At 71.8% G+C, this 9893-nt stretch carries 9 protein-coding genes; 2 read left to right on the forward strand and 7 right to left on the reverse strand.

Features of this window, described 5'->3' with window-relative positions; genetic code table 11:
* Nucleotides 1–4 precede the first annotated feature (4 nt).
* The 5 genes from C3486_RS30550 to C3486_RS30570 form a co-directional block, all read right to left on the reverse strand.
* Entirely contained in the window at nt 5–790 is a 786-nt protein-coding gene (locus tag C3486_RS30550; RefSeq protein WP_103836067.1) for an ABC transporter permease, read from the reverse strand.
* Entirely contained in the window at nt 790–1716 is a 927-nt protein-coding gene (locus C3486_RS30555; RefSeq protein WP_103836068.1) for an ABC transporter permease, read from the reverse strand. Before C3486_RS30555 ends, C3486_RS30550 begins: the two co-directional genes overlap by 1 nt.
* Nucleotides 1713–2879: an ABC transporter ATP-binding protein gene (locus C3486_RS30560; protein ID WP_103836070.1), complete on the reverse strand. Its 1167-nt coding sequence runs from the start codon at nt 2877–2879 to the stop codon at nt 1713–1715. Before C3486_RS30560 ends, C3486_RS30555 begins: the two co-directional genes overlap by 4 nt.
* A gap of 53 nt (nt 2880–2932) precedes the next feature.
* Nucleotides 2933–4180: a spermidine/putrescine ABC transporter substrate-binding protein gene (locus C3486_RS30565; RefSeq protein WP_103836071.1), complete on the reverse strand. Its 1248-nt coding sequence runs from the start codon at nt 4178–4180 to the stop codon at nt 2933–2935.
* 89 nt (nt 4181–4269) lie between these two features.
* Nucleotides 4270–5787: a gamma-aminobutyraldehyde dehydrogenase gene (locus C3486_RS30570; RefSeq protein WP_103836073.1), complete on the reverse strand. Its 1518-nt coding sequence runs from the start codon at nt 5785–5787 to the stop codon at nt 4270–4272.
* Between the two features lie 251 nt (nt 5788–6038).
* On the opposite strand from C3486_RS30570, the gene C3486_RS30575 reads away from it, so the two are divergent.
* Nucleotides 6039–6623, forward strand: a complete 585-nt coding sequence (locus C3486_RS30575) for an NADAR family protein (protein ID WP_258053083.1) — start codon at nt 6039–6041, stop codon at nt 6621–6623.
* Nucleotides 6624–6646: 23 nt separating this feature from the next.
* Here C3486_RS30575 and C3486_RS38635 read toward each other — a convergent pair whose 3' ends face one another.
* Nucleotides 6647–7393, reverse strand: coding sequence for a DUF4190 domain-containing protein (locus C3486_RS38635; RefSeq protein ID WP_103836076.1), 747 nt, complete (start codon nt 7391–7393; stop codon nt 6647–6649).
* Nucleotides 7394–7777: 384 nt separating this feature from the next.
* Here C3486_RS38635 and C3486_RS30585 point away from each other — a divergent pair, with 384 nt between their 5' ends.
* Nucleotides 7778–8890, forward strand: coding sequence for an adenosine deaminase (locus C3486_RS30585; RefSeq protein ID WP_374936940.1), 1113 nt, complete (start codon nt 7778–7780; stop codon nt 8888–8890).
* Nucleotides 8891–9255: 365 nt separating this feature from the next.
* On the opposite strand, the gene C3486_RS30590 is transcribed toward C3486_RS30585, so the two are convergent.
* Nucleotides 9256–9893 (reverse strand): PotD/PotF family extracellular solute-binding protein (locus tag C3486_RS30590; RefSeq protein WP_146075091.1); only part of this gene is annotated, 638 nt, incomplete at its 5' end.

Here is a 9893-nt window from a genome sequence, read left to right on the forward strand (position 1 = left end):
GTTCTCAGCTCCTCTTACGGCGTCCGGTGAACAGCTGTCCGCCCAGGACGCAGAGCACGGCGATGAGGAACATCGCCGTTCCGATGACATTGATCTGAACGGGTGTGCCCCGTTGTGCCGATCCCCAGACGAACATGGGGAACGTCACGGTCGAGCCCGCGTTGAAGTTCGTGATGATGAAATCGTCGAACGAGAGGGCGAAGGAGAGCAGCGCGCCGGCGGCGATGCCGGGCGCCGCGATCGGCAGCGTCACCTTCAGGAAGGTCTGCGCGGGCGAGGCGTAGAGGTCCTGGGCCGCCTGTTCCAGCCGCGGGTCCATGCTCATCACGCGGGCCTTGACGGCGGTGACGACGAAGCTCAGGCAGAACATGATGTGCGCGATGAGGATCGTCCAGAAGCCGAACTGGATGCCCATGTTGAGGAAGAGCGTGGCCAGCGAGGCGGCCATGACGACCTCGGGCATCGCCATCGGCAGGAAGATCAGGGTGTTGACGGAGGAGCGGGCGCGGAAGCGGTAGCGGGCCAGCGCGAAGGCGATCAGGGTGCCGAGCACGGTCGCGCCGATCGTGGCCCAGACGGCGATCTGCAGGCTGAGACCGAGCGAGCCGCACAGGTCGGCGACGCCGCAGGGGTCGGTCCAGGCGTCGGTGGAGAACCGCTGCCACTCGTAGTTGAAGCGCCCGTTCGGCTTGTTGAACGAGAAGACCATCACGATGACGTTGGGCAGGATCAGGTAGGCCAGCGTCAGCAGGCCCGCGATGACCACCGCGTTGCGTCGGAGCCGGCGCATCAGACCAGGTCCTCCGTTCCCGCCTTGCGGATGTAGAGGGTGACCATGGCGAGGATGGCCGCCATGAGGATGAAGGAGAGGGCCGCCGCCGTCGGGTAGTCCAGGACGCGCAGGAACTGCGACTGGATCACGTTGCCGATCATCTTCTGGTCGGTGGAGCCGAGCAGTTCGGCATTGATGTAGTCACCGGCGGCCGGGATGAACGTGAGCAGCGTGCCGGCGACGACGCCGGGCATCGACAGCGGGAAGGTCACCCGGCGGAAGGTGGTGGCGGGCTTGGCGTAGAGGTCGCCCGCCGCCTCGTGGAGCCGGGGGTCGATCCGCTCCAGGCAGGTGTAGAGCGGCAGGATCATGAACGGCAGGAAGTTGTACGTGAGGCCGCAGACGACGGCGAGCGGGGTGGCGAGCACCCGGGTGCCCTCGGTGAGGCCGATCGCGCTGGTGAGGTCCAGGATGTGCAGCGCGTTCAGGGCCGAGACGACCGGGCCGCTGTCGGCGAGGATCGTCTTCCAGGCGAGCGTGCGGATCAGGAAGCTGGTGAAGAACGGCGCGATGACCAGGATCATCACCACGTTGCGCCAGCGGCCGGCCTTGAAGGCGATCAGGTAGGCGAGCGGGTAGCCGAGGACCAGGCAGAGCAGCGTCGCGATGGCGGCGAAGAGCACCGAGCGGACGAACTGCGGCCAGTACTCCCCCAGCGCGTCCCAGTAGGTGGCGATGTGCCAGGTGACCTTGAAGCCCTCTTCGAGGGAGCCGGTCTGGATCGACGTGGACGCCTGGTAGACCAGCGGCGCGGCGAAGAAGACCAGCAGCCAGAGGATGCCGGGCAGCAGCAGCCAGTAGGGGACGAGCCGCTTGCGCAGGGCCGGCCTGCGGATCTCCAGGGCGGGCGCGGGCTCCGGCGGCGCCTCGGTGGCGGTGCTCACGCGGCCTCCTCGTCCACGTCGGCGCCGGCGTCGATGTCCTGGTCGGCGGAGAGCCCGAAGGTGTGCGCGGGGTTCCAGTGCAGGACCACCTCGGCGCCCGGGACCAGCCGGCCGTCGCGCTCGATGTTCTGCTCGTAGACGGCCAGTTCACCGGCGCCGCGGGCGTCGATCACGTACTGGGTGGAGACGCCGATGAAGCTGGCGTCCTTGATGCGGCCGGGCAGCCGGTTGGCGCCGTCGGGTATCGACCCCGCGTCGTCGGCGTGCGCGAGGGCGACCTTCTCGGGCCGTACGCCGGCCAGCACCTTCTCGCCGGTACGGACGCTGCTCGCGGAACAGCGCGCCGTCGGCAGCCGGAGCTTGGCGTCCCCGGCGGTGAGCAGCAGCTGCTCACCGCCCGCCTCGGCGATCTCGGCGGCGATCAGGTTGGAGGTGCCGAGGAAGTTGGCGACGAAGGTGGTGCCGGGGTTCTCGTAGAGGTCGGCGGGGGCGCCCAGCTGCTCGACCCGGCCGCCGTTCATGACCGCGACCGTGTCGGCCATCGTCATGGCCTCCTCCTGGTCGTGCGTGACGTGCACGAAGGTGATGCCGACCTCGGTCTGGATGCGCTTGAGCTCCAGCTGCATCTGGCGGCGGAGCTTGAGGTCCAGGGCGCCGAGCGGCTCGTCGAGGAGGAGCACCTGCGGGTGGTTGATCAGAGCGCGGGCCACGGCCACGCGCTGCTGCTGGCCGCCGGAGAGCTGCTGCGGTTTGCGGCGGGCCAGGGGCCCGAGCTGGACGAGGTCGAGCATCTCCTCGACCTGCTTCTTCACGGACTTGATGCCGCGGCGGCGCAGGCCGAAGGCGACGTTCTCGTAGATGTCCAGGTGCGGGAAGAGCGCGTAGTTCTGGAAGACGGTGTTCACCGGGCGCTTGTAGGGCGGCAGCGCGGTGACGTCCTTGCCGGCCAGCTCGACGGTGCCGGTGGTGGGCTCCTCCAGGCCGGCGATCATGCGCAGGGTGGTGGTCTTGCCGCAGCCGGAGGCGCCGAGGAGGGCGAAGAAGGAGCCGGCGGGGACGGTGAGGTCCAGCGGCTGCACGGCCGTGAAGGAGCCGTAGGTCTTGCTGATCCCGGTGAGGCGGACGTCGCCGCCGCTGCTGTCTTTCGTCGCGAGATCGGTCATGTATCCATTCCCGGGCGGTGTCGTGGTGGGGGAAGCGGGGCCGGGCCGGGTGGTCAGGCGCCGGTGAGGTCGGAGAACTTCTGCGCGAACTCCTTGTTCTCCTTGCTGCTGAGCGCGCGGAAGGTGTGCGACTTCGCTGCCATGTCCTTGTCCGGCAGGATCAGCGGGTTGTCCGCCAGCTTCTTGTCGATCTTCGCGAGCTCTTCGCGCACCCCGTCGACCGGGCAGACGTAGTTGATGTACGCCGCGATGCGCGCCGCCACCTTCGGCTCGTAGAAGTAGTCGATCAGCCGCTCGGCGTTCTCCTTGTGGCGCGCCTTGTTGGGCACCATCAGGTTGTCCGTCGAGGTCATGTAGCCGGCGTCCGGGATGACGTACTGGACGTCGCTGTTGTCGTTCTGGAGCTGGACGATGTCGCCCGCCCAGGCGAGGCAGGCCGCCAGGTCGCCCTTGCTGAGGTCGTTGAGGTAGTCGTTGCCGGTGAAGCGGCGGATCTGCTTGGTGTCGACGCCCTTCTGGAGCCGGGCGAGCGCCGCGTCGAAGTCGTCTGCGGTGAGGTGCTCGGGCCGCTTGCCCATGTCCAGCAGGGTCATCCCGATGCTGTCGCGCATCTCGGAGAGGAAGGCGACCTTGCCCTTGAGCTTCGGGTCGGACAGCAGCTGGTCGACGGAGGTGACCTTGCGGCCGCCGGTGGCCTTCTTGTTGTACGCGATGACGGTCGGGATGCCCTGCCAGGTGTAGGAGTGGGCGCGGCCCGGGTCCCAGTCGGGGGTGCGGAACTGGGGCGAGAGGTTGGCGTAGGCGTGCGGCAGGTGCGCGGGGTCCAGCGGCTGTATCCAGCCCAGCGAGATCATCCGGGCGCACATCCAGTCGGTCAGGCAGATCAGGTCGCGTCCGGTGTCCTGGCCGGCCGCGAGCTGGGCCTGGACCTTGCCGAAGAACTCGTCGTTGTCGTTGATGTCCTCGGTGTACTTGACCCTGATGCCGGTGCGCCTGGTGAACGCCTCCAGCGTCGGGTGGTGCTTCTCGTCGTCGCTGACGTCGATGTACTCGGTCCAGTTGGAGAAGGCGACCCGCTTCTCCTGGCGCGAGTGGTCGTCGGAGGACCCCGCGTCGGTACGGCCGGCGGGCGGGATGCCGCAGGCCGAGAGCGCACCGGCGCCGCCGAGCGCGAGCGCAGCGGAACTGCCGGCGCGCAGCAGGGACCGGCGGGTCAGGGCCATCCGGCCGTTGGTCATGCTGCGCCGTACGGCGGCCAGTTCGGCCGCGGAGAACGGCTCGGGCTGCGCGGTGTGCTCCATACGCGGTGGCCTTTCGAGGTCGGCCGGTGGTCAGCCGGTGGAGTGACGGACTCGGAGGCGCGCCGGCGGTGCGGCGCGCCGGGCGGCGCTCAGCCGCGGTCCCCGAAGACGGTGCGGTGCCAGTCCTTCCTGGCCACCCCCGTGATGTCGTACATGACGTGCTTGACCTGCGTGTACTCCTCGAACGAGTAGGCCGACATGTCCTTGCCGTAGCCGGACGCCTTGTAGCCGCCGTGCGGCATCTCGCTGATGATCGGGATGTGGTCGTTGACCCACACGCAGCCGGCCTTGATGTCGCGGACGGCGCGGCCCGTGCGGTAGACGTCCCGGCTCCAGGCGGAGGCGGCGAGCCCGTAGGGGGTGTCGTTGGCGAGCGCGATGCCCTCGTCGTCGGAGTCGAAGGGGAGCACGACCAGCACCGGGCCGAAGATCTCGGACTGCACGGCCTCGCTGTCCTGTGCGGCGCCGGTGATGAGGGTGGGCCGGTAGTAGGCGCCCTTGGCCAGGTCGCCGCCGGGCGCCTCGCCGCCGGTGACGACGGTCGCGTACGTGCGTGCGCGGTCGACGAAGCCGGCGACCCGGTCGCGCTGGGCGTGCGAGATGAGCGGGCCGAGGTCGGTGGCCGGGTCGAAGGGGTCGCCGAGCCGTACGGTCGCCATCAGGTCGGCGACGCCGCTGACGAACGCGTCGTAGAGGGGGCGCTGTACGTAGGCGCGGGTGGCGGCGGTGCAGTCCTGGCCGGTGTTGATCAGGGCGCCGGCCACCGCGCCGTGCACGGCGGCGTCCAGGTCGGCGTCGTCGAAGACCACGAAGGGGGCCTTGCCGCCCAGTTCGAGGTGGAGTCGCTTGACGGTGGCGGTGGCGATCTCCGCGACCCGCTTGCCGACCGCGGTGGAGCCGGTGAAGGAGGTCATCGCGACGTCCGGGTGGCCGACGAGGTGCTCACCCGCGTCCCGGCCCGCGCCGGAGACGATGTTGATCACGCCGTCCGGCAGCCCGGCCTCCTGCGCGGCCTGTGCGTACATCACCGAGGTCAGCGGGGTGATCTCGGCGGGCTTCAGGACGATGGTGTTGCCGGCCGCGACGGCCGGGAGGATCTTCCAGCTGGCCATCTGCAGCGGGTAGTTCCACGGCGCGATGGAGCCGACGACGCCGATCGGCTCGCGGCGCACGGACGAGGTGTGGTCGCCGCTGTACTCGCCGGCCGCCCTGCCCTCCAGGTGGCGCGCGGCGCCCGCGAAGAAGGCGGCGTTGTCCACGGAGCCGGGCACGTCGAATTCCCGACTGAGCTTGATCGGCTTGCCGCACTGCAGCGACTCGGCGTACGCGAACTCCTCGGTCCGCTCGTCCAGCACGGCGGCGAACCGGTGCAGCGCGTCGGACCGCTCGCCGGGCGTGGCGCCGGCCCACTCGGGCAGCGCCTGCCGGGCGGCCTCGACCGCCGCGTCCACGTCGGCGGTGCCGGCCAGCTCGTACGTGTACACCTGCTCGCCGGTGGCCGGGTCGACCACGGCCTGGGTGCGTCCCGAGGTCCCCGCGCGCAGTTCTCCGGCGATGAACTGAGCCCCCTGGGCGAATCGTTCGGTCACATCGAATCGCTGGTCCATGGCGCTCTCCTCCACCGGCGGCCGGGCTTTCACAGGGCCTGCCGGGCGTAGCTCTTTCCCGAATTGATGGCCGATCTTGACAGAGCAGCGGGGGCCCAACAAGTGATTCCGTTGTTGCCTTTTGGTTACGCGACGGATTCTGCGAAATCCGTCGTCGGGGTGCCCGACAGGTTGTCAGTGCCCGCTGACAGAATCCCGGCATGGTGCAGGACCGGGGAAGACGGACAGGGGAGAGAGTGGGGGCACCGGGGATGACGGCAGGGGGAAGCGTGGCCGACGGGCCGCGGTCGGTGGCGGAGCTGCGCACCGCGTTAGAGACGGGCGGTACGTACAAATACGTGTACTTCTGGGGCCATGCGCCCCGGCGGGACGGCAGCCTGGGGGCGAGCTGCTTCAGCCAGTGGTGGCCCGCGCCGTTCACGGTGGACGGGGTGCGGTACGCCACCGCCGAGCACTGGATGATGGCCGGCAAGGCCCGGCTCTTCGGCGACCGGCAGGCGCTGCAGCGGGTGCTGCGCGCCGGCCATCCCAAGCAGGCCAAGGACGCGGGCCGGACGGTGCGCGGCTTCGACGAGGAGATCTGGGCGCGCCACCGGTACGAGCTGGTGGTCCGGGGCAGCATGCACAAGTTCGGGCAGGACCCGGCCCTGCGGGACTACCTGCTGGGCACCGGGGAGCGGGTCCTGGTCGAGGCGAGCCCGCTGGACCGGATATGGGGCATCGGGCTGGCCGCCGACGACGAGCGGGTGGCGGACCCGGCCCAGTGGCAGGGGCTGAACCTGCTGGGGTTCGCGCTGATGGAGGCGCGGCAGCGGCTGGCCGCCGGGCAGGGCTGAGCGGCCGGGCTCCGCGGAAGGGGTCAGCGGGCCGGGCCGGGGGCCGCGGGGGCCGCGCTGTAGGTGTCGGAGTAGTCGTCGTAGGAGGTGCGGGAGCCGCGCTCGCCCGCCGCGACGACGATCGCGACGATCAGCAGCACGCTGACGAGCAGTCCGGCCACGCCGCACAGCAGACCGGCCAGTGCCATGCCGCCGTTGGTCGCCTCACCGCGCCGGGCCCTGGCCCGGCCGAGGGCGCCGAAGATGATCGCGAGGACGCCGAGGACGACGCCGAAGAAAAGGGTGAGGCTGGAGACGATGCCGAGGATGCCGAGCACGAGCGCGGCGACGCCCATGCCGTTGGCGGGCTGCCCTGGCCAGCCCGCCTGGGTGCCGGGCCCGCCGGCCATGGGGTAGGGCCCGGCGCCGGGTATGCCCGCGGGACCCGCGCCGTAGGGCCCTGGGTGGCCGGGGTGGCCGGGGGCGGGCGCCGCGGCGTACGGCGGCTGGGGGTGGGCCGCGCCGTACGGTGCGCCGTACGGCTGCGGGGCGTACGGCGTCCCGTAGCCCTGCGGGCCGCCGGGGTACGGAGCGGCGGGGGCGGCGCCGTGGCCGGGGGCCCGCGGCGGCGCGGGCACGGCGAATCCGGCACCCGCGGTGGGCTGGTCAGCTGCTGCGGTGCCGTACGGCGGCAGCCCCGGCGCCGGGGGCTCCGGCCGGCGCGGCGCGGCCGCGTCCTCGGGCGGCGGCGCCCACGGATCGCGCGGCTCGGGCTGCTGACTCTCGGACATGGCTCTCCCCCATTGGCTGGGTCCCATGCTAAGACCTCGCCCCCCGGCACCGCCCGGGGGCTGCGGGGCCGCACGGGGGCGGGGCAGGTCGGGAGTTGCGGGGCCGCACGGGGTGCCTCCGGCCGGGGATTGCGGGGGCGCCTCCGGCCCGGGGTTACGGGGCCGTCGGAGTGCCACCGGGCTCCTTCGCGCCGGGGAGCACCACGGGCCCACGCCGGGTCCGCGCCGCTCCCACGCCGGGTCCGCGCCGCTCCTACGCCGGGTCCGCGCTGCTCCCGCGCCGGGTCCGCGGTGCTCCCGGGCACGCCCGCGCCGCTCCCGCGCCGGGCCGCTGCGCCGCGGCACCCCTGGGCCGCTGCCCCGCGGTGCCCAGTCCCGCACGGCCTGCCGGGGAGCTCCGCTCTCCCTCCCGCATACGATGACGACCGGCCGGCGCCCGCCGGCCCACGCTCCGGCGACCAGGAGGCACAGTTGTCCGATCTCGACGCATTCATCGCGGGCCTGCCCAAGGCGGAGCTGCACGTCCATCACGTCGGCTCGGCCTCCCCGCGCATCGTCGCCGAGCTGGCAGCGCGCCACCCGGACTCCAAGGTGCCCACGGACCCCGAGGCGCTGATGGACTACTTCACCTTCCGGGACTTCGCGCACTTCATCCAGGTCTACCTCTCCGTCGTGGACCTCATCAGGGACGCCGAGGACGTGCGCCTGCTGACGTACGAGGTCGCCCGTGACATGGCCCGGCAGAACATCCGGTACGCCGAGCTGACCGTCACCCCGTACAGCTCCACCCGGCGCGGCATCCCGGACGCCGCGTTCGTGGAGGCCATCGAGGACGCCCGCAAGTCCGCCGAGTCCGAGCTGGGCGTCGTGCTGCGCTGGTGCTTCGACATCCCCGGCGAGGCGGGCCTGGAGTCGGCGGAGGAGACCGCGCGGATCGCCTGCGAGCTCAAGCCCGAGGGGCTGGTCTCGTTCGGCCTCGGCGGGCCCGAGATAGGCGTGCCCCGCCCGCAGTTCAAGCCGTACTTCGACCGTGCGATCGCCGAGGGCCTGCACTCCGTGCCGCACGCCGGCGAGACGACCGGCCCGGAGACGGTCTGGGACGCGCTGAACGAGCTGCGCGCCGAGCGCATCGGCCACGGCACCAGCTCCGTGCGGGACCCGAAGCTGCTGGCCCATCTCGCCGAGCACCGCATCCCGCTGGAGGTCTGCCCGACCTCCAACATCGCCACGCGCGCGGTCCGCACCCTCGACGAGCACCCGGTCAAGGAGATGGTCGAGGCCGGCGTGCTGGTGACCATCAACAGCGACGATCCGCCGATGTTCGGCACGGACCTGAACACCGAGTACGGCGTGGCCGCGCGGCTGCTGGGGCTGGACGAGGCGGGCCTCGCCGCGCTGGCGAAGAACGCCGTCGAGGCGTCCTTCATGGACGGCGCCGCCAAGGCCCGGCTGGCCGCCGAGATCGACGCGTACACCAGGGCCCGGCTCACCCCCTGACACACCGCCGCCGCGTGCCCCACGCACCGCGACCGCCGCGCCCCACCGGCACACGCCACCGCGCCCGTCCCCGGCCCTGCGCCCCGCGCTCGGCCGGGCCACGGCCGCGGCGTCGACCGGCGCGCGCTCCGGGTACACGAACGCCATCGCGTCCGCCGGGGACGGCCCGCGGAGCGTGGTCCACTCGGTGAACGCGGCCGACACGAAGGACGGCGGCGCGAAGCCCTGGCCCAGCGGTTCGCGCGTGCCACGGCCCGCAGCTGAGCCACGAGACGCCCGGCCCGCGGCCAGCCCCCCGAGACGCCCGGCCGGCGGCCGAACCGCGCCGGGCCGAACCGCGCCGCGCCGCGCCGGCCCGACCCGTCCTACAGCCCCACGATCGCGTTCCACCGCTTCGAGAGGTCCGGGCGTTCCTTGGAGCTGATGTCGCGGGCGATGGCGAGGCGGCCGCGCATGGCGTCGTCGGGAAAGATCAGCGGGTCCTCGGCCAGCGCGGCGGTCTCCTTGTCCCGTGACGAGGCGAGGACGTCGCGCGCGGCCGGGACGGGGCAGACGTAGTTGACCCAGGCGGCCAGCTCGGCGGCGACCTCCGGCTCGTAGTAGTAGTCGACGAGCCGTTCCGCGTTGCGCTTGTGCGCGGCCAGGTTGGGGATCATCAGGCTCTCCGACCACAGTTCGGCGCCCTCCTCGGGGACCACGAACTCGATGTCGGGGTTGTCGGCCTTGAGCTGGATGACGTCGCCGGAGTACGCCTGCGCGGCCAGCACGTCGCCCGAGGACAGGTCCTTGATGTAGTCGTTGCCGGTGAAGCGCCGGATGTGCTTCGTGCGGACCAGCGCCGCGATCCGGTCGGCCATGCGGTGGAAGTCGTCCGCCGTCCAGCGCGTGATGTCCACCCCTTCGCCCTGCATGAGCAGCGCGAACGCCTCGTCCATGCCGGCCAGCAGGGTGACCCGGCCGCGCAGGTCGTCGGCCCACAAATCGCTCGTGTGCTTGATCTCCC

Source organism: Streptomyces sp. Ru73 (assembly GCF_002920575.1).
GTDB lineage: Bacteria > Actinomycetota > Actinomycetes > Streptomycetales > Streptomycetaceae > Streptomyces.

Bases quoted from the DNA above. Each gene is read 5' to 3' on its own strand.
- C3486_RS30575 (WP_258053083.1), top strand. From the start codon at position 6,039: ATGACGGCAGGGGGAAGCGTGGCCGACGGGCCGCGGTCGGTGGCGGAG.
- C3486_RS30565 (WP_103836071.1), bottom strand. From the start codon at position 4,180: ATGGAGCACACCGCGCAGCCCGAGCCGTTCTCCGCGGCCGAACTGGCC.
- C3486_RS30570 (WP_103836073.1), bottom strand. From the start codon at position 5,787: ATGGACCAGCGATTCGATGTGACCGAACGATTCGCCCAGGGGGCTCAG.
- C3486_RS30550 (WP_103836067.1), bottom strand. From the start codon at position 790: ATGCGCCGGCTCCGACGCAACGCGGTGGTCATCGCGGGCCTGCTGACG.
- C3486_RS38635 (WP_103836076.1), bottom strand. From the start codon at position 7,393: ATGTCCGAGAGTCAGCAGCCCGAGCCGCGCGATCCGTGGGCGCCGCCG.
- C3486_RS30560 (WP_103836070.1), bottom strand. From the start codon at position 2,879: ATGACCGATCTCGCGACGAAAGACAGCAGCGGCGGCGACGTCCGCCTC.